At 73.5% G+C, this 19,559-nt stretch carries 15 protein-coding genes; 7 read left to right on the top strand and 8 right to left on the bottom strand.

Annotated elements, in window-relative coordinates; all coding sequences use genetic code 11:
- Positions 1-6: 6 nt before the first annotated feature.
- Genes ACLQ26_RS23060 through ACLQ26_RS23040 form a run of 5 tightly spaced genes read left to right on the top strand, consistent with a single transcriptional unit; the run spans position 7 to position 5,270 of the window.
- On the top strand, positions 7-1,890 hold the full coding sequence (locus ACLQ26_RS23060) for an HAD-IIIC family phosphatase (RefSeq protein ID WP_425746403.1): 1,884 nt from the start codon (positions 7-9) through the stop codon (positions 1,888-1,890).
- Positions 1,883-2,131: an acyl carrier protein gene (locus tag ACLQ26_RS23055; protein ID WP_425746402.1), complete on the top strand. Its 249-nt coding sequence runs from the start codon at positions 1,883-1,885 to the stop codon at positions 2,129-2,131. Before ACLQ26_RS23060 ends, ACLQ26_RS23055 begins: the two co-directional genes overlap by 8 nt.
- Complete coding sequence (locus ACLQ26_RS23050; RefSeq protein ID WP_425746401.1) at positions 2,128-3,066, top strand: thiamine pyrophosphate-dependent dehydrogenase E1 component subunit alpha; 939 nt, start codon at positions 2,128-2,130, stop codon at positions 3,064-3,066. Before ACLQ26_RS23055 ends, ACLQ26_RS23050 begins: the two co-directional genes overlap by 4 nt.
- Positions 3,059-4,072 carry an alpha-ketoacid dehydrogenase subunit beta gene (locus ACLQ26_RS23045; protein WP_425746400.1) on the top strand — a complete coding sequence of 338 codons (1,014 nt, stop codon included), beginning with the start codon at positions 3,059-3,061 and terminating at the stop codon, positions 4,070-4,072. The genes ACLQ26_RS23050 and ACLQ26_RS23045 overlap by 8 nt, the downstream gene beginning before the upstream one ends.
- Positions 4,065-5,270, top strand: coding sequence for a 2-oxo acid dehydrogenase subunit E2 (locus ACLQ26_RS23040; RefSeq protein ID WP_425746399.1), 1,206 nt, complete (start codon positions 4,065-4,067; stop codon positions 5,268-5,270). The genes ACLQ26_RS23045 and ACLQ26_RS23040 overlap by 8 nt, the downstream gene beginning before the upstream one ends.
- A gap of 8 nt (positions 5,271-5,278) precedes the next feature.
- On the opposite strand, the gene ACLQ26_RS23035 is transcribed toward ACLQ26_RS23040, so the two are convergent.
- Positions 5,279-5,713, bottom strand: a complete 435-nt coding sequence (locus tag ACLQ26_RS23035; protein ID WP_425746398.1) for a hypothetical protein — start codon at positions 5,711-5,713, stop codon at positions 5,279-5,281.
- Between the two features lie 124 nt (positions 5,714-5,837).
- On the opposite strand from ACLQ26_RS23035, the gene ACLQ26_RS23030 reads away from it, so the two are divergent.
- Positions 5,838-6,452 (top strand): HD domain-containing protein, encoded by a 615-nt coding sequence (locus ACLQ26_RS23030; RefSeq protein ID WP_425746397.1) that lies wholly within the window; start codon positions 5,838-5,840, stop codon positions 6,450-6,452.
- A 63-nt stretch (positions 6,453-6,515) separates the two neighbouring features.
- Here the strand turns inward: ACLQ26_RS23030 and ACLQ26_RS23025 are convergent, their stop codons facing one another.
- From ACLQ26_RS23025 to ACLQ26_RS23015, 3 genes are all read right to left on the bottom strand, one after another.
- Positions 6,516-7,724, bottom strand: coding sequence for an MFS transporter (locus ACLQ26_RS23025; RefSeq protein ID WP_425746396.1), 1,209 nt, complete (start codon positions 7,722-7,724; stop codon positions 6,516-6,518).
- 75 nt (positions 7,725-7,799) lie between these two features.
- Positions 7,800-8,279 (bottom strand): hypothetical protein, encoded by a 480-nt coding sequence (locus tag ACLQ26_RS23020; RefSeq protein WP_425746395.1) that lies wholly within the window; start codon positions 8,277-8,279, stop codon positions 7,800-7,802.
- A 303-nt stretch (positions 8,280-8,582) separates the two neighbouring features.
- Positions 8,583-9,203 carry a TetR/AcrR family transcriptional regulator gene (locus tag ACLQ26_RS23015; protein ID WP_425746477.1) on the bottom strand — a complete coding sequence of 207 codons (621 nt, stop codon included), beginning with the start codon at positions 9,201-9,203 and terminating at the stop codon, positions 8,583-8,585.
- 124 nt (positions 9,204-9,327) lie between these two features.
- Here ACLQ26_RS23015 and ACLQ26_RS23010 point away from each other — a divergent pair, with 124 nt between their 5' ends.
- Positions 9,328-10,347 carry an aldo/keto reductase gene (locus tag ACLQ26_RS23010; RefSeq protein WP_425746394.1) on the top strand — a complete coding sequence of 340 codons (1,020 nt, stop codon included), beginning with the start codon at positions 9,328-9,330 and terminating at the stop codon, positions 10,345-10,347.
- An 87-nt stretch (positions 10,348-10,434) separates the two neighbouring features.
- Here ACLQ26_RS23010 and ACLQ26_RS23005 read toward each other — a convergent pair whose 3' ends face one another.
- The 4 genes from ACLQ26_RS23005 to ACLQ26_RS22990 are packed head-to-tail and all read right to left on the bottom strand — an operon-like array spanning position 10,435 to position 19,520.
- Positions 10,435-10,626 (bottom strand): MbtH family protein, encoded by a 192-nt coding sequence (locus ACLQ26_RS23005; RefSeq protein ID WP_425746393.1) that lies wholly within the window; start codon positions 10,624-10,626, stop codon positions 10,435-10,437.
- Positions 10,619-13,726 (bottom strand): type I polyketide synthase, encoded by a 3,108-nt coding sequence (locus tag ACLQ26_RS23000; RefSeq protein ID WP_425746392.1) that lies wholly within the window; start codon positions 13,724-13,726, stop codon positions 10,619-10,621. Before ACLQ26_RS23000 ends, ACLQ26_RS23005 begins: the two co-directional genes overlap by 8 nt.
- Entirely contained in the window at positions 13,723-17,028 is a 3,306-nt protein-coding gene (locus tag ACLQ26_RS22995; RefSeq protein WP_425746391.1) for an amino acid adenylation domain-containing protein, read from the bottom strand. Before ACLQ26_RS22995 ends, ACLQ26_RS23000 begins: the two co-directional genes overlap by 4 nt.
- Positions 17,025-19,520: a non-ribosomal peptide synthetase gene (locus ACLQ26_RS22990; protein ID WP_425746390.1), complete on the bottom strand. Its 2,496-nt coding sequence runs from the start codon at positions 19,518-19,520 to the stop codon at positions 17,025-17,027. Before ACLQ26_RS22990 ends, ACLQ26_RS22995 begins: the two co-directional genes overlap by 4 nt.
- Positions 19,521-19,559 lie beyond the last annotated feature (39 nt).

Raw genomic sequence — 19,559 nt, 5'->3', positions numbered from 1 at the left:
CCGACCATGCGAGACGAGGAGGTCCTGCACCGGATCCGCCGGCTGCGCCGACCCGACGCGGCCGCCGATCCGGAGCTGGCGCCCGCCCTGGTCCACCTGGACGACGCGGCGGTCACAGTCGTCGCGTCCGCCGGTCGGCTGCTCGCCGACGTGCCCGTCGAGAAGCTGACCAGCCCCGACTTCCCGCTGCGCCCCCTGCGGGTCGCGGTCACCGGCACGTTCACGCCGGGCACGCTGGAACCTCTGCTGCGGGTGGCGCTGCTGCGCATCGGCATCGCCGCCGAGATCCACGTCTCCGGCTTCGACCAGCTCGTGCTCGACCTCAGCGATCCGCGCTCCGCGCTCGCCGAGTTCCGGCCCGACGTCACGCTCTGCCTGCTGCACGACGGCTGGTTCCTGCCCGCCGAGTGGGACCCCGGCGACCTGGCCGGCCTCGCCGACGTGCTTGGCGAGCGGGCCGGCGTGCTCGCCGCCGCGCTGCGCGGGCACGCGGCGCGCACCGAGGGCGCGGTCCTGCTGCACACCGTGCCGCTGTCGCCGTTGGAGCACCGTGGCCTGGTCAGCTTCCGCGGCCGGGCCGAGCTGGGACGGATCTGGCGGGAGCTGAACTCCCAGCTGCTGGAGCTGGGCGAGCGGGACACGACGTACACAGTGGATCTGGAGACGCTGCTGGTGGACCACGACGGCCCGGTGCGCGACGAGCGCCTGTACCGGTTCGCCAGCATGGCGTGGACGTCCACAGTGGAACGCCGGTACGCCCACGAGGCCGCCACCTTCTGCCGCGCCGTCCTCGGGCGGACGGCGAAGGTGCTCGCGCTGGACCTGGACAACACCCTCTGGGCGGGCGTGCTCGGCGACGACGGGCTCACCGGCATCCGGCTGGGCACCGACTATCCCGGCAACTGCCACCGCGACGTGCAGCGCCGCGCCCTGGCGCTGCGCCGACAGGGCGTACTGCTCGCGGTGTGCAGCAAGAACGACCCCGACCTGGTGACCGAGGCGTTCGCGCAGCACCCCGACCTGCTGCTGCGCTCCGACGACTTCGTCGCCCAGGCGGTGAACTGGGGGCGCAAGGACGAGAACCTGCGCCAGCTCGCCGCCACCCTCAACCTGGGCCTGGACGCCGTCGTGTTCGCCGACGACAGCCCGTTCGAGTGCGAGCTGGTACGCCGCGAGCTGCCGACCGTACGGGTGGTGGAGCTGGCCGGCGACCCGGCGGGCTTCCCCACCCGGCTGCTCACCGAGGGGCACTTCACAGTGCTGGCCACCGGCGCCACCGACCGTGAGCGCACCGAGCTGTACCGGGCCCGCGCCGGGCGGGAACGCTTCGCCGCCACGTTCGACTCGGCGGCCGACTACCTGCACGAGCTGAAGCTGCGCGTCACAGTCCGGGAGGTCGACGAGCACAGCCTGCCCCGGGTCGCGCAGCTCGGGTTGCGCACCAACCAGTTCACCATGACCGAGCGCGCGCACACCGAGGCGCAGACCCGGGCGCGCGCCGGCTCCCCCGACCACCTGGTGCTCACCGTCGAGGTGACCGACCGGTTCGGCGCCGAAGGGCTGGTGGGCGGCCTGTGGCTGGACCGGAACGACCCGGACGCCTGGGTGATCGAGAACTTCGTGCTCAGCTGCCGGGTCTTCTCCCGGGGCGTCGAGCAGGCGGCGTTACACCGGGTGGCGGAGCTGGCCCGAGCCGCACGCGCGACCCGGCTGGAGGCCCTGTTCCGGCCCACCGCCCGCAACAAGCCCGGCGGGGCTGTCTGGCCCGCCGCCGGGTTCACCGTGGCATCCGTCGAGGACGGCACCACCCGGCACGTGCTGCCGCTGCACCCCCCACCCCGGCTGCTGCCGGCGTGGATCGCCCTGGAGGAGGGAGACATCCGTGCCTGACCTGTTCACCACCGTCGCGGGCCTCATCGAGCAGGTCGCGGACGTACCGGCCGAGGAGATCTCGCCCGACGTCCGGTTCGCGTCGCTTGCCAACTGGACCAGCCTGGAGGCGCTGCGTCTGCTCTCCGCGCTGGAGGACGACCTCGGCGTACGCCTGGACCTGCGGGCGTACCTGGCGGTGACCGCGGTCGGCGAGCTTGTCGACCTGGTCGCCGGCGAGCTGGACGGGGTGGCCCGGTGACCGCCACCCGCACCGAGGCGCCGCCGATCGCGCCGACCCGGCTCGCCGACACCGACCTGGACCTGCTGCTGCTGATCCGGCACTTCGAGCTGGCGTTGCTGGACATGTTCGGCCGGGGCGAGCTGCACGGCACCACCCACACCTGCCTGGGCCAGGAGTACGTGCCGGTGGCGCTGCGCCCGCTGCTCACCGACGACGACTTCGTGTTCAGCAACCACCGGGGGCACGGGCACTACCTGGCCCGGTTCGCCGACCCGCACGGCCTGCTGGCCGAGGTGATGGGCCGCGAGGGCGCGGTGTGCCAGGGCGTCGGCGGCAGCCAGCACATCCTGCGCGACAGGTACCTGTCGACGGGGGTGCAGGGCGAGAGCGTGCCGGTGGCCGCCGGGGTGGCGCTGCACCTCAAGCGCACCGAGCCGGGCCGGCTGGCACTCGTCTACCTGGGTGACGGCACCTGGGGTGAGGGCGCCGTCTACGAGGCGCTGAACATGGCCGCGCTGTGGGGCCTGCCGCTGCTGCTGGTCGTGGAGAACAACGGCATCGCCCAGTCCACGCCGACAGTCGCGCAGCTCGCCGGCAGCATCGGCGGCCGGGCGCGGGCGTTCGGGGTGGACCACCTGCGGGTCACCTCCACCGACACCGAGGTGGTCCGGGCCGCGCTGACGCCTGTGCTGCACCGGGTCCGCGAGCGGTCCACGCCGTACGTGGTGGAGCTGCTCACGCACCGGGTGGGACCGCACAGCAAGGGCGACGACAGCCGCCGCCCGGAGGAGATCGCGCACGCGCGGGCACACGACTGGTACGGCCGCTACGCGCAGGCGTACCCGGAGCAGTTCGGCGTGCACGACGAGCGGCAACGGGCGTACGTGGCGCAGGTGGTCGCCGACGTCGCCGGCCGGCCGGCGAGCCACTGGGCGGAGGCCGACCGTGGCTGAGCGGGTGGTGGAGAACCTCAACCAGGCGTTGCACGCGCTACTGGCCGACGACCCCGCGCTGACAGTGCTCGGGGAGGACCTGGTCGACCCGTACGGCGGGGCGTTCAAGGTGACCCGGGGGCTGTCGGCGCGCTGGCCGGAACGGGTGCTGTCCACCCCGCTGAGCGAGGGCGGCATCGTCGGCGTGGCCGGCGGGCTGGCCTTGGCCGGGCAGAGCGCGATCGTCGAGATCATGTTCAGCGACTTCGTGGCCCTGGCGTTCGACCAGATCCTCAACTTCGCCAGCAAGTCCACAGCGATGTACGGCAGGCGGGTGCCGATGCGCCTGGTGGTGCGCTGCCCCAGCGGCGGCAACCGGGGGTACGGCCCGACACACAGCCAGAGCCCGCTGAAGCACTTCGTGGGCATCCCCGGGCTGAGCCTGCACGAGGTGTCGCCGTTCCACGACAACCGGGCGGTGCTCGCGGGCATGCTCGCCACCGGCCGTCCCGGGCTGCTCTTCGAGGACAAGGTCCTCTACACCAGCCGGATGTACGCCGACGGCGTGGTGGACGAGCTGTTCCGCTACGACCTGATCGGCCCGGACGGCGACGTGGCCCGGATCCGGGTGGACGAGGAGGAGCAGGCCGACTGCGTGCTCGTCGTACCCGGTGGGTTGGCCGCCCGCGCGGTGGCGGTGGCCCGGGAGCTGCTGCTGCGCGACGACATCGTCTGCCAGGTGCTGGTGCCGTCGCGGCTGTGGCCCCTGGACACCGACACCCTGCTGCCGCCGATCGCGCGGGCCGGTCGGGTGGTGGTGGCCGAGGAGAGCACCGCCGGCGGCACCTGGGGCGCGGAGCTGGCGCAGGTCGTGCACCGACGGCTCTGGGGGGCGCTGCGCGCGCCGGTACGTCTGGTGCACTCAGCGGACAGCGTCATCCCGACCGCCGCGCATCTCGAACGCACAGTGCTGGTGCAGGACACCGACATCCGCCAGGCCGTGAAGGAGGTCGTCAGTGGTGACTGACCTGGTCGTCCCCAAGCTCAACAACAACGACACGACGTACGTGCTGCTCGACTGGTTGGCCGGGGACGGCGAGCAGGTGCGCGCCGGCGACCCGATCGCCGAGGTGGAGACCTCCAAGGCCGCCGAGGAGCTGCTCTGCGACGGCGACGGGGTCCTGCACCGGCTCGTGGAGGTCAACCGGGAGTGCGCCCCGGGCGACGTCATCGGTCACGTCTTCGACAACGAAGAGGCCCGGCAGCGCTTCCTGGCCGAGACGGTCGCCCCGGCTGTCGTACCCCTGCCGGAGGCCGACCTCGGCGGGCCGGTGCTGACCGACTCGGCCCGGGAACTCGCGGCGGCGCACGGCCTCGACGACCACGAGCTGCGCGGCCTCGGCAAGGCGGTCGTGCGGCGTACCGACGTGGAGCGCCTGCTGGCCGACCGGTCGGCGGCGCCCGCGGCGACTACCGAGCCGGTGGTGGTGGCCGCGGCCGCCGCGCTGGCGGCCGGCGACGGCCCGGAGCCGGACGATCCGCGTCAGGTGCACACCCTTTCCCGCGCCCAGCGCGCGGTGGCAGCCGTGGTCACCGAGTCCCACCGGGAGGTGCCGGCGGCGCTCGCGGTGATCAAGGTCCGCGCCGACGCCGCCCTCACGGTGGCCCGTGACCTGACCCGCGCCACCCGCACCCTTGTCGGCCTGCCGGAACTGCTGGTCAAGGCCATCGGCGGGTTGCGCGAGGACCACCCGTTGCTCTTCGCCTCACCCGGCGACGGCAGCAGCGTACGACTCGCCGAGGCAGCCCACGTCGGCGTCACCATCGACGTCGGCACGGGGCTCTTCATCCCGGTGGTCCGCGACGTGGAGGAGCTGACCTGCGCGGAGATCGCCGAGACGCTCATGGACTTCCGCTCCCGGGCCGGTGGTGAGGGCTTCCGGGCCGGTGAGCTGGCCGGCGGGACAATCGTCGTCTCCCTGCACACCGACCCGGACGTGGTGCTCGCCGGGCCTATCGTCTTCCCCGGCCAGACCTGCGTGGTGGCGATCGGCGGCACGCAGGACGAGTTGGCGCTGGACACCGACGGCCGGGTCGTGACGCGCCGGTTCGTCAACCTCAGCGCCGTCTACGACCACCGCGTGGTCAACGGGAGGGAGGCGGTCGCCTTCCTCCAAGCGGTGAAGGCGGCCCTGGAGTCCCCCGACCAGCTCGCCGAGGAGTGACGCGACGGTCAGCCGAATGCCTCGTCGCACACCTGCCAGCCGCCCGTCGACTCGAGGTGCAGATCCAGCGTCGTGGTCTGGCCCGTCCGGCCGGTCAACTCGACGGTCACGGCGGCGCTGCTCCCGGGCTCGTCCAGGAAGGCGGCCCGACCCATGGTGTGCGACACGGGCCGGCCGATGCGCTCCACCGCCGCGGTGAAAGCCGCCGCGCTGGTCCGTGTCTTGACATCGGAGCACTGGGATTCGTACGCGGCCACGTCGTCGTTGCTCTCCAGCCGACCGATGAACTGGTCGGCCGCCGCGCGCGGCTCGTCCACGTCCGGCCCGCCGTACATCCACAACAGAAAGCCGCCAACCGGTAGGGCCAGCGCCCCCAGGCATCCGAGAATGACGGCGCCCGCGACGATCCACGCGGTGCGCTGGGCCTTCGGGGGCGGGTCCACCGACGGTGGGTGAGGTGACGGGGCTGGGCGCATGGCGAAACGCTAACGACGGCCGATACCTGCCCAGCGGCTGTACGGCCACGAATCGATCTCGATGCCCGCGGTCCGTCGTACCCTTGGCGCGGTGACCTCCGCTGCACTGCGCCGAGCCCTGACCGCACCCGGCGACCCGCGGTTGCGACCTCTCCCCGACCAGGTCGTGGCCCTGCTGGAGGCGCTGCACGCGCCGCCGCGCCTCGCCGCGCACCTGCGGGCCGTCCACGACGTCGCGGCGCAGCTCACGGACGCCCTGGTGGACCGGTTTCCACAGGTGAGCGTCGACCGTGCGGCGGTGCTGTTCGGCGCCGCCACCCACGACATCGGCAAGGTCCGGCATCCGGAGGAGTTGTCCGGGCCGGGCTCGGCGCACGAGGCGGCCGGCTACGACCTGCTGCTGGAGCAGGGTGTCGCCGCGCCGCTGGCCCGATTCGCGCGCACCCATGCCTCCTGGCACCAGGACGGCATCGACGTCGACGACCTGCTGGTCAGCGTCGCCGACAAGGTGTGGAAGGGCAAGCGGGTCACCGACCTGGAAGGGTTGCTCGTCGACCACCTGGCCGACGTCACCGGCCGTGAACGGTGGTCGGTGTTCCTGGACCTGGACGACCTCCTCGACCGGATCGCCGCCGATGCGGACCGCCGGCTCGCCTTTCAGGCCATCCATCCGGTACTCGATCCGCACGGCGCCGCCGACAGGTAGCGGGCATTCGTCGGTCGTGATCGTTGTCAGCTGAGCAGTGGTGTGGCCGGCGTGTCGCACTGCTCAGCTGCCAACGATCACCAGCGGCGGCGGTCGCTCCGGCAGGTCCGGCGGTGACGGCGGTGACGGCTTGAGCAGGCGCAGGCTGGCTGCGGCGGTCAGGCAGAGCGCGGCGGCGGCGACCAGCGGTGGGCGTCCGCCGAGGTGGACGGCGGCGGCCCCGAGTGGGATCGCCAGGACGAGAGGCCCGAACATCACGGTGTTAGCCGTCGCGGCGACCCGGCCGAGCAGCGCCGGCGGGGTGTGCGTCTGCACGGCGGTCACCGCCGCGACAAGGGTCCACGGCAGCCCGACGCCGGCGATCGCGGCGCCCGTCACCGTGGCCGGCCACCAGGGCAGGCAGCGCGCCAGGCAACCCGCGGCGAACAGCACGGTCCCGGCGACGCCGACGGCGGCCGAACCCCGTCGGGCGAGGAGCCGTCCGACGATCAGACCACCGAGGATGGAGCCCGCACCCTGCGCGCTGGCCAGGACGCCCAGGAACGTGCTCGGCAGGCGCAGGTCGATGACGACGATCCGGTAGACGGCCGCGGTCGTGAAGCCTGACATGGCGATCGACACGGCCGCGAGCACGAGCGGTACGCGTGTCGTCGGCTGTCCGTTCAGGACCGCCAGCCCGGCGCGTGGACCCTGGCGCCGCTGGGTCGACCGCTCAGGAGGGATCCGGTTCAGGCGCACCGCCAGGTACAGCACCGCGACCACAAGCGGCATGGCCGCACTGAGAACGGCGACCGCGTGGCCTCCGTGCCAGGCGTAGAGGCCCGCGCCGACCACCGGGGCGACGAGTTTCATGCCTTCCTGGGCGCTTGAGCGCCACCCGTTCACGTCGCCGAGGTCGGTTGGCGAGAGCGCGGACGGCAGCAGCGCCGTTTCGCCCGCGTCGATCAACACGTAGCTGACACCGTAGGCGCCCGAGACGGCGAAGATGAGCCACGTCTGCCCCGGACCCCGGACGGCGAGGAGCGTCAGCAGCGCGGTCGCCAGCAGGAGGTTGACGGCGATCACCAACGGTCGTCGGGGCGCCCGGTCGAGCAGGCCGCCCAGCCATGGTCCGGCGAGCACCGGGGCGTACACGCAGAGCCCGGCCAGGGCGGCCAGGCCGGTGGAGCCGGTGAGGTCCAGGATCCAGATGCCGGACACGAGGGCCATGGCGCTGCTGCCGAAGCCGGACAGTACCGAGATCGCCACGAGCAGACCTGCGTTGCGCCGCATCAGCCCTCCAGGTTGAGTCGAGATGACTCACATCCTGATTCTTGAGCTCAGCCGAGGCAATACCGACAGACGACGTCAATGAGGCATTGACAGCACGGTGTCCATCGTCGTCGCCACCGCCAGCACCGGCGGCGGCAACCGGTCGCCCGCGGCGTCAAGATCGGCACGGAGGTGCAGGGCCAGCGCGTAGAGCGAGCCCGGGTCGGCGTCCAGAGCGGCGTCGACGGTGCTCCGCACGAGTGCCGCCCGATGGAACCGCGAGTCCCATCGCCGATCCGTCGCGATCCAGCGGCCCAGCTCGGCCACCGCGCCGCGCACTGCCACGATCTGCGCCGAGTAGCCACGGTCCAGGTCATGCCGCCGCGCACGTCGAGCGGCCGTGAGGCGCTGCCGGCGCTGCTCGGCGGCCTGCCGACTGCTGAACCCCAGCGCCGTCGCGATCTGCGCCCAGGTCGCGCCCTCGTGGCGCGCCCGGTCGATCAACTCCGCCTCCCGCTCGTCCAGGTGGGCACGAGCGGCACGGACCTCAGCCAAGCCGGCCAACGGCGTCGTCATTCGTCAACATTACATTGACATTCCGACGACACGGAAGCCCCCGACTGTTGGGTGCGCCTGACCTCCGGCTGACGCTGTAGAGCTGCCCCAGATCTGGGGCAGGCTCGCTCGCCAGAAGCGGCAGGCTTACTGCCCCCGAGACGGCAGGCTCACCGCCCCGAGCCGGCAGGCGCGCTCCCCCGACACGGCAGGCTCAATGCCCCAGACATGGGGCAGCCCTAAAGGCGGCAGTGGAGGCAAGCCACGCCTCCACCCGAGGTCGACCCCTCGGGGCCGGTGACGTCGGCTCGGCGCAGGCGATGGCTAGCGGACGCTCAGCCCGGCGATGAGGATCTCGACCATGCGGCGCGCGTCGTAGCGGGTGTCGGCCGCGCCGATGCAGAGGTTGCCGACGCCGCGCAGCAGCTCGACGGCGCTCAGGTCGGTACGGATCTCACCCGCCGCGACGGCCGCGTCGAGCAGGAGGGTGCCCACCGGCACCAGGCGGTCGAGGAAGTAGCTGTGCAGGGTCTGGAAGGCGGCGTTGTCGGACTGCAACGCCTCGGCGAGACCGTGCTTGGTGACGAGGAAGTCGACGAAGAGGTCGATCCACTGCGCGAGGGCGGCGTACGGCGTGCCAACGGTGGCCAACAGCGTCGGACCGGCCTCGGCGCAGGTCTCGACCTGGTGCCGGTAGACGGCCACGATCAGGTCCGCGCGCGTCGGGAAGTGCCGGTAGATCGTGCCGACGCCAACGCCCGCCCTGGCGGCGATCTCGCGAACGGGAACGTCGACGCCGGACGCCACGAAGGCCGCGGCGGCGGCGTCCAGGAGCGTCGCCTCGTTGCGTCGCGCGTCCGCCCGCTTGCGGGGCGCCGGCTCCCGCCGCGACGCCGCTGCCGTTGATCCGCCGTCGATGTCGGCCACCGCGCCCCGACCCCCCATGATCAGTGTTGGCAAACGGAACGATGTTCCGTATATTGGTTAGCGGAACACCGTTCCACTTGTTCAGGATGCCAGAACGGGTGGGCCACGACCAGTCACACCCCTTGAGCACGGAGGATCAGCAATGCAGTACCGCACGTTGGGTCGTACCGGCGTCCAGGTCAGCACACTCGTGCTGGGCGCCATGAACTTCGGCAAGCTGGGGCGCACCGGCCAGGACGAGGTCACCGCCATCGTCGACGCCGCCCTGGAGGGCGGGATCAACCTGATCGACACCGCCGACATGTACAGCCAGGGCGAATCGGAGGAGATGGTCGGCCGGGCGATCGCCGGCCGCCGCGACGACATCGTCCTGGCCACGAAGGCCGGCATGCCGATGGGCGACAGGCGCGACCACCGGGGCAGCTCACGCCGCTGGCTCGTCACCGAACTGGACAACAGCCTGCGCCGCCTCGGCGTCGACCACGTCGACCTCTACCAGATCCACAGGTGGGATCCGACCACGAGCGACGAGGAGACGCTGTCGGCGCTGACCGACCTGCAGCGGGCCGGAAAGATCCGCTACTTCGGCTCGTCGACCTTCCCCGCGTACCGCATCGTGCAGGCCGAGTGGGCGGCGCGGGAGCACCACCTGAGCCGGTACGTCACCGAACAGCCCAGCTACTCGATCCTGCAACGCGGGATCGAGAGCCACGTCCTGCCGGTGACCCAGCAGTACGGCCTCGGCGTGCTGGCGTGGAGCCCGCTCGCCTCGGGCTGGCTCTCCGGCGCGGTCCGGGCGGGTCGGGAGATCACCACCAGCCGGGCGGCGATCCTGCCGGAGCGCTTCGACACCACGCTGCCGGCCAACCGGGCCAGGATGGACGCCGTCGAGCGGTTGGCCACGCTCGCCGACGAGGCCGGTCTGACCATGATCCAGCTCGCGCTCGGATTCGTCACCGCGCACCCCGGCGTGACCAGCGCGATCATCGGCCCCCGCACGGTCGACCACCTGCACTCGCAGCTCGCCGCCGCGGACACCGTGCTCCCCGCCGACGTGCTGGACGTGATCGACGCGATCGTCGCCCCGGGCGTCGACCTCGCCGCACACGAGAAGTTCGACACCCCGCCCGCCCTGCTCGACCCGGCCCTGCGCCGCCGCTGACCCCGACGCGGCGCACCACGTCGGTGCGCCGCCGCCGAGGGAACCACTGTGGTGCCGACGTCACTCAGCGGGCCGGTGACCGACCGCTCAGCCGGCGACGAGGTGTTCGCGGACGCTGCGGGGACGCATGTCGGTCCAGGTGCGCGTCACGAAGTCCAGGCACTCCTGGCGGCTACCGGCGCAGCCGGCATCCCGCCAACCGTCCGGCACCTCCTTGTGCCGGGGCCACAGGGCGTACTGCTCCTCGTCGTTTACCACCACGCGGTGTTCGTCAGCCATCGGAGTTGCCTTCCTCGTGTCGGGCCAGGTGCAGCTCGCGGGCGAGACTCTCCGGGGACAACGCCCGGATCTCCGCAAGCAGGTCGGTGAGGTCGCCGTCCGTGGGCGGCAGAACCGCCGGGGGTACGGCGGGAGCCGGCCCCGCCAACGCGGCGACGGTACGGGCCAGCGCTGCGGGGGTGGGTGACTCGAAGATCGCGGCGGGCGGCAGGTCGACACCGAGCGCGTCGCGCAGTCGCGCCACCACCCGGGTGCCGAGCAGCGAGTGCCCGCCCAGCTCGAAGAAGTCGTCGTCGGGGCCGATCTCGTCGACGCCGAGCAGCGCCACCCAGATGCGGCGCACCACCTCGTACGGCTCGTCGCTCGGCGCGCTCGTCGTCGAGGCCGCCACCGGTTCCGCCGGGACCGGTGGCGGTAGCGCGGCGGCCGGTGTGACCTCGGCAGGGGCGACGGATCCCGGCCGGTACACGTCGACCCAGTGCCGCTCGCGGGCGAACGGGTACGTGGGCAGGGGCACGCGCCGTCGCCCGTCGGCGCGCCCGTCCGGCCGGCGCACCGGCGCCCCGGCGAGCCAGAGTCGACCGACGGCCAGGGCGACGGCGTCGTCCTCACCGGCCGGGGTGCGAGCGGCGGGCAGGCTGGTCAGCACCGGCACCCCGCGTGCGGCGTCGTGCTGTCGGACGAGGGTGGCCAGGGTGCGTCCCGGGCCGGCCTCCAGCAGCGCGTACCGCTCGGCGAGCAGCAGGTCGGCGGCGGCGGTGAAGTTGACCGGCCGGCGCAGCTGCCGCACCCAGTAGTCGGGGTCGGTGGCCTCGTCGTCGGTGAGCCAGCGACCGGTCACGTTGGACACGATCGGCACTGTGGGCGGGCGCAGCGGCACCTCGCGCAGATGCGCGGCGAAGCCGGCCAGGGCCGGGTCCATCAGGGCCGAGTGGAACGCGTGGGAGGTGCGAACCTCCCGGCAGGCCACCCCGCGTCCGCGCAGTTCGGCGGCGAGCGCGGCGACGGCGGCTGTCGCGCCGGAGACGGTGGTGAGGTGCGGCGCGTTGGCGGCTGCCACCTCCACGCCGGCGGGCAGCAGCGCCGTCACCTCGTCGACGCCGAGGGCCACCGAGAGCATCGACCCGGGGGCCTGCGCCTGCATGAGCCGGCCGCGAACGGCGACCGTGGCGAGCGCGTCGGGCAGGGTGAAGACACCGGCCAGGCAGGCGGCCACGTACTCGCCGAGGCTGTGTCCCGCCAGCGCGGCCGGGCGTACGCCGTGGTGGCGCAGCAGTTCGGCGACCGCGTACTCGACGGCGAACAGGGCCGGCTGGGTGAACCGGGTCTCGTCCAGTTCGGGTGCGGCGGGAACGGCGTCGCCGGGTGGGCAGAGCAGTGCGCGCAGGTCCACGTGGAGGTGTGGACGCAGCAGGTCGGCGCAGCTGTCGAAGGCCGCCCGGTAGACCGGTTCGGTGCGGTAGAGGGTGCGGCCCATCCCGGCGTACTGCGCGCCCTGGCCGGGAAAGAGCAGCGCCACCCCGGTCGGCGTACCGCTGGCGACGCCGGTGCGGACGAGCGCCGAGTCGCGGTCGGCGAGCTGGGCGGCGGCGGTCGTGGCGTCGCGGGCGACGGTGACGAGCCGGTGGCCGAACTCCCGTCGGGTGCGGGCCAGGGTGTACGCGACGTCGGCCAGTGGCACGTCGGGGTGCTCGCCCAGGTGGGTGGCGAGCTGGGCGCGGGCCCGGTCGAGCGCGTCGGCGTCCCGGGCGGAGAGCACCAGCAGCTGTGCGGATCCGTCGTCGGCGGGGACGTGATCCGCCGGTTCGGCGGCCTGGAGCACGACGTGGGCGTTGGTGCCGCCGATGCCGAAGGAGCTGACCGCCGCCCGGGGCGGCGTGCCCAGGTCGGGCCAGGGCTGCGACGTGGTGGGCACCCGGAACGGCCCGTCGCCGGCCAGCTCGGGGTGCGGTTGGGTGCAGTACGGGCTGGGCGGCACCACGCGGTGGTGCAGCGCCAGCGCGGCCTTGATCAGCCCGGTCACTCCGGCGGCGACGTCGAGGTGACCGACTATCGACTTGACCGAGCCGATCGCGCACCGACCCTGGTCGGCGCCCCGGAACGCCTCGGCCAGGGCGCGCAGCTCGATCTGGTCGCCCAGCTCGGTGCCGGTGCCGTGCGCCTCGACGTAGCCGATCGTGGCGGGGTCGACCTCGGCCACCTCCTGTGCGGCCCGGATCGCGGCGACCTGACCGTCCACGCCTGGCGCGGTGAAGCCGACCTTCAGCCGGCCGTCGTTGTTGATCGCGGAGCCGCGGATCACCGCGTACACCGTGTCGCCGTCGTCGCGGGCGTCCGCCAGCCGGCGCAGGACGACCGCGGCTGCCCCGTCGCCTCCCACCGTTCCGGTGGCGCGCACGTCGAAGGGGCGGCAGTGCCCGTCGCGGGACATGATGCCGCCTGCCTCGTGGCGGTAGCCGGTGCCGGTGGGCAGCAGGACGTGCGCGGCGCCGGCGAGGGCGACGTCGCACTCCCGGGCGAGCAGCGCCTGCGCGGCCAGGTGCACGGCGACGAGCGACGAGGAGCAGGCCGTCTGCACCGCCACGGCGGGGCCGCGCAGGTCCAGGTGGTACGCCACCCGGGTGGGCAGCGAGTCCTTGTCGTTGGCGAGCATCAGCTCGTACTCGGAGACCGAGCCGAGCCGCGGGTTGCGGAACAGGTGGTGCAGGAGGTACCCGCTGGCCGCTGCTGCGGCATACACCCCGACGAGGCGGTCGGGGTTCCCGGCGAGGTGGCCGGCGCGTTCCAGGGCGGCCCACGCGGTCTGCAGGAAGAGGCGTTGTTGCGGGTCGAGCAGCCGGGCGTCGCGAGGCGAGTAGCCGAAGAAGCCGGCGTCGAACCTGTCGAGGTCCGGCAGCGCGCCGTGTGCCGGCACGAGGTCGGGGTGCCGCCTTTCCTGCACGGTGAGGCCGGCGGCCGCCAACTCCGCGTCGGTGAACCGGGTGATGGTCTCCTGTCCGGCGAGGATCCGCTGCCACAGTTCGTCGACGTCGGCGGCCCCGGGAAAGCGGCCGGCCATCCCGACGATGGCGATCTCCAGTCCGGTCTCCTGGTCGGTCACGCTCGTCCCTCCCCCGCCGGCACCGGGCGGGCCCGGCGGGCCCGGTCGGCAAGTGCCTGCTTGCGTTCGTCTCGTCGCCGGCCGGTGGCCGGGTCCCCGGTCGGCCGGGCCGTCGGCACTTCCGCGTCGCCGCCGTCGAGGAACCGGGCCAGCAGCGCGATCGTCGGGTAGCGGAACAGCTCGACGGCCGGCACCGCGCGGCCCAGCCGTTCGGTGAGCCGGGTCTGCACCCGCGCCAGCAGCAGTGACGTGCCGCCCAGGTCGAAGAAGTTGTCGTCCGCGCCGACGTCATCGACCCCGAGCACCTGTCGCCAGGTGTCGGCGATGGCCCGTTCGACGACGCCGTTCGGTGCCACGTACGCGGCGCCGAGGTCGGCGCGGGCCACGGTGGGGGCGGGCAGCCGGGACGGGTCGAGCTTGCCGCTAGCCGTCACCGGCAGGTCGGGGACCACCACGAAGGCGCTCGGCACGAGATAGCGCGGCAACCGCCGCAGCAGGCTCTGGCGCAGTTCGTCGATCGACAACCCGTCGCCGACGAGGTAGCCGACCAGTCGTCGACCGCCGGGCGCGTCGGTGCGCACCACGGCGGCGGCGCGGCGCACCCCCGGACACTGCCGCAGTTGGGCCTCCACCTCGCCCAGCTCGATCCGATAGCCGTTGATCTTCACTTGGTTGTCCGCCCGGCCGAGGAAGACCACCTGCCCGTCGGCACGCCAGCGAACCAGGTCGCCGGTGGCGTACATCCGCTCCCCCGGCGTCGGCGCGTACGGGTCGGGAAGGAACCGACAGGCGGTGAGCGCGGGGTCGCCGTGGTAGCCACGTGCCACACCTGCGCCGCCGAGGTGCAGCTCGCCGGGCACCCCGGGCGGCACCGGCCGCAGCTCGGTGTCGAGCACGTAGGCGCGCACCCCGGTCAGCGGCCAGCCGATCGGAAGCTCGACGTCGACGGGCGTGCAGCGGGCGGCGGTGGCGGTGACCGTGGCCTCGGTAGGGCCGTACCCGTTGATCAGGATCCGGTGGCGCGACCAGGCGGCGGCGACATCCGGCGCGCAGGGTTCCCCTCCGACGGTGAGGATCCGCAGGTCGGGCACGGCGGCGGGATCCAGCGCGTCGAGGACCACCGGCGGCAGGTCGGCCACCGTAACGCGGTGCCGGGTGAGCGCGGCGGCCAGGTCGGGGCCGGGGGTGCGCTCGTCCGGGCCGAGCAGGCGCAACGTGGCGCCCGCCGTGAGCGCTGTGACCACATCGGACAGCGCCACGTCGAAGCTGATCGAGTGGAACTGCAGGACCCGGTCGTCGGCCCGGACGCCGACCAGCCGGGACTGCGCCGCGGCGAGGTTGGCCAACCCCCGGTGGGTGCCGACGACGCCCTTGGGCAGCCCGGTCGAGCCGGACGTGTAGATGAGGTAGGCGGCGGCGTCGGGGTGGATCGTCGCCGGGAGCGGGGTGTCGACGGGCGGTGGCTGCTCGTCGAGGCGCAGCAGCGGCACGCCTGTGGTGGGCAACGCCAACTCCGCGTCGGCGGTGGTGACCACAAGCGCGGCGGCGGAGTCGGCGAGCAGGTGCGCCAGCCGGGCCGCCGGCAACTGCGGGTCCAGGGGCAGGTAGACCCCACCCGCCCGGAGTACGGCGAGGAACGTGACCACCCACTCCGGGCCGGCAGGCAGGCAGACCCCGACTGTCGTCTCGGCCCGCACGCCCCGCGCGGCGAGGGTCCGGGCCAGGTGGCCGGCCCGGGCGTCCAGCTCCCGGTAGGTCAGGGTCTGATCACGGTACGCCAGGGCGACCGTCTCCGGTGCCGTCACGGCCTGGCGGGCGACCAGTTCGGTCAGGCTCGGCTGACCCTGCGGCGCGGGCGCGGTGGCGGCCCAGCGGGCGACCAACTCCCGGCCGGCGGCGGCGTCGAGCAGCGGCAGCCGGTCCACTGGGGTGTCCGGGGCGGCGAGCGCGGCGGTGAGCAGCGTGTCGAGCTGGTCGGCGAGCGCGCGGGCGGTGGACTCGTCGAAGAGCCGCGTCCGGTACTCGATCCGTCCGTCGATGCGGCAGTCCTGCGGGATGACTGTGAGCGTCAGGTCGAACATGGACGTGCCGGTGTGCGTCTCGCCGCTGGCCAGCACACTCACCCCGGGCAGGGTCAGTCGCTGCTCCCAGCCGTCCTCGACGGCGAACATCACCTGGGCGAGCGGGTGACGGCCGGGGTCGCGAACCGGGCGCAGCTCCTGCACCAGGGCGTCGAACGGCACCGGGTCGGTGAGCGCGGTCAGCGCGGAGTCCCGCAGCCGGTCCAGCAGCGCGGCGAAGGTCAGTCCACCGTCGACCCGGCTGCGCAGAACCAGCGTGTTGACGAAGAAGCCGACAGCGGTCTCGCTGTCGAGCGTCTGCCGGTTCGCCACCGGCGTGGCGATCAGCAGGTCCGGCTGCTGGCTGCGGCGGTGCAGCAACGCCGCCCAGGCCGCCGCGAAGATCATGTACGGCGTCGCGCCGGTGCGGCGGCCCGCCTCGGCGACCCGGTCGGCCAGCTCGGGCGGCCAGGAGAACTCGATCTCGTGGCCGGCGTCCTCCAGCTCGGCCGGGCGGGGCCGGTCGGTGGGCAGGTCGAGCCCCGGCGGCGCGCCGGTAAGCGCGTCGCGCCACCAGTCCAGGCGTCGGGCCAGCTCGGCCGGGCCGAGCAGTCGGTCCTGGGCCAGCGCGGCGGGCACGTCCCGGGGTACCGGCGGCAGCGTCGGAGACCGCCCCTGGAGCAGGGCCGCGTACGCCGTCGACAGCTCCTCGAACAGCAGGCCCATGCTCCAGCCGTCGCAGACCACGTGGTGCAGGGAGAGCAGCAGCGAGAAGTCGCTCGGGCCGGTGCGGCACAGGGTGGCCCGCACCAGCGGTCCCCGGGCCAGGTCGAACGGGCGTACCGCCTCGGCGGCGGCGTACTCGTCGATCCGCTCCGGCGCGACGTCCTCGACGGCCAGCGGCAGGCCGGTCGGCGGGAGGACCAGCTGGTACGACTGCCCGTCCAGCGGCACGAACACCGTACGCAGCGCCTCGTGCCGCGCCACGACCTCGTCGAGCGCGCCGCGCAACGCGGCCAGGTCCAGGTCGCCGCGCAGGTCCACGCGGTACGGCACGTGGTAGGCCGGGCTGTCCGGGCGGAGCTGCGCCAGCAGCAGCATCCACTCCTGCGCGGCGGTGAGCGGGTGGAGGCCGTACCGGTCGCTGTCGGCGCGGATCGCGGCGAGGAACGCCCGCCTCCGCTCGGGCGGCAGGGCGTCCACGCGCTGGCGTAACCGTTCGGGCGTGAGGGCGTCTGTCATCGGGCGATCCCCTGTTCGAGCTGGTCGAGCAGGCCGGCGAGGTCGCCGGGTGGCGGCCCGTCCAGCGCGACCGGCGTGGCCGCGTCAATGGGCTCGACAGGCGTCCCGCTGATCTCGTCGGCGGCGGCGGCCAACCCGGCCACTGTCGGGTGGTCGAAGATCAGCCGCAGCGGCACCTCCGCGCCGATCGCGGCGGCGAGCCGGGAGCGGACCCGGGTCGCCTTCAGGGACCGTCCGCCGAGGTCGAAGAAATCGTCGACGCGGCGGCGCACGGGCACGCCGAGGACGTCCTGCCAGATCTCGGCCACCGCCCGCTCGGTAGGTGTCTGCGGCGCGTCGTCGTCGCCCGTGGCGGCGGCGTCGGGTGGGGGCAGCGCGGCGACGTCCACCTTGCCGTTGCGGTTGAGCGGCAGCCGCGGCAGCACCACGAACACGGCCGGCACCAGGTGGTCGGGCAGTTGCTCGCGGGCCCGTTCCCGGATCGCCTCGACGCGCGCCCCGTCGTCGGGCACGACGTACGCGACAAGCCTCGCGTCACCTGCGGCGTCACGGTCGGCCCGCACGATCGCGTCGCGCAGCAGCCCGCCACCGCGCAGCGCCTCGGTCACCTCGCCCGGCTCGACCCGGTACCCGCGGATCTTGACCTGGTGGTCGGAGCGGCCGACGAACTCGATCAACCCGTCCGAGCGTTGCCGGACCACGTCGCCGGTGCGGTAGAGCCGACCCCCGGTGCGCGGTCCGAACGGATCGGGCACGAACCTCTCGGCTGTCGCGTCGGGACGACCGAGGTAGCCGCGGGCCACCCCGTCCCCGCCGATGAACAGCTCACCGAGCACGCCGGGCGGCACCGGTTGCAGGAGCCGGTCCAGCACGTACACCCGGGTGTTGGCGACCGGGCCGCCGATCGGCACGATCGGGTCCGCGGCGGTGAGGCGGGCGCAGTCGTACGTGGTGGTGTAGGTGGTGGCCTCGGTCGGGCCGTACCCGTTGACGAGCGTCGTGTCCGGGCAGGCCGCCCGGAGCCGGTCCACGGCCGTCCGGTCGGCCTGCTCGCCGCCGAACGTCAGGTAGCGCAACGCGGCCAGGGCGTCCGGCGCGTCGGCCGCCACCTGGCGAGCCACCGAGGTGGCCAGGAACATCATCGTGACGCCTGTGTCGCGCAGCCGGGCGCGCAGCCGGTCCGGCACGAGCACGTCGTTGATGTCCAGGTCCGCCAGGCAGGCGCCGTTGAGCAGGGCGCCCCAGATCTCCAGGGTCGCCGCGTCGAACGACATGGTCGCGGCCTGGCCCATCACGTCGTCGGGACGTACGTCGACGAAGTTGGTGTCGCGGACCAGCCGGACGATGTTGCGGTGGCTGACGCCGGTGCCCTTGGGGCGGCCGGTGGAGCCCGACGTGTACATGACGTACGCGAGCTGGTCGGGGTGGATGGTCACCGCCGGCGGGTCCGCCGGGCCGTCGTCGGCCGGGAGCCGGTCCACGACGAGCCGGGGCGTGTCGTCGGCCGGGAGCCGGTCGGCAAGCGCGGCGGTGTGCACGATCGCCCCCGGTGTGGCGTCGCGGCACATCAGCGCCAGCCGCTCCGGCGGGTATCCGGGGTCCAGCGGCAGGTACGCGGCTCCGACCTTGAGCGTCGCCAGCGCGGCGATCACCCAGTCGGTGGTGTCGGCGAGGCAGATACCGACGAGCGTCTCGGCGCCGATGCCCAGCCCACGCAGGCGCACCGCCAGGTGGTTGGCGCGCCGGTCCACCTCCCGGTAGGCGAGGACCCGGTCGCGGGCGCGCAGCGCGGGCGCGTCCGGGGTCTGCCGAACCCACGTGGCGAACAGGTCCGGCACCGACTTTCCGCGCGGATAGTCGGTGTCGGTGGCGTTCCAGTCGACAAGCACCAGCCGCTCGAACTCCGGGTCGAGCAGCGGCAGGTCGGACAGGCGCGCCTGCGGGCTCTCCCGCGCCCGGGCGAGGAGTACGCCGAGCGCCGCCGCGATCGCCGTCGCGTGCGGGTGGTGGCTCACCGTGGCCGCGGGCCGTTCGCTCGCGTCGTCGATCAGCAGCCGCACCGCACCCCGATAACCGGGAAGTGCAGGATCGGGACTGATCGATACCACTGGCCGATAGTGGGGAACCGTTTCGGGCAATTCCGCGTCGTGCTCCCGGGCCTCGCGCAGAGCCGTTCGGACCAGGTCCCGCAGCTCGGTCCACGTGGGATCGTCGGGCATCCGGACCCGCACGGGCAGCCAGCGCCCCGAGCCGACCGGCGCGGCCGGTGTCTCGGCGAGCAGGTCCCGGCCGCCGGTCCAGCGGCGCAGCAGCGCGAACAGGCCGGCCAACGCGCTGACCTGCGGCTCCACCGAGTCGCCCGGCAGCTCGACACGGGCGTCGACGGCCGGGTCGGTCGTCGGCGCGAAGGGCAGGTCCGGCGGCTCCGGAGGGGCCGCGAGCTGTCGTTCCCAGAAGGCGGAAAGGCCAGGGAAAACTGTCTGTTCGGTCATCGGATCTCAGCTCCGATCGGCGGGTGACACGCAATGCCG

It is taken from the genome of Micromonospora sp. DT43 (genome assembly GCF_049841645.1).
Taxonomy (GTDB): Bacteria; Actinomycetota; Actinomycetes; order Mycobacteriales; family Micromonosporaceae; genus Micromonospora.
Note: the sequence above shows the minus strand (reverse complement) of the source record. Positions and strands in the feature narration are given on the sequence as shown.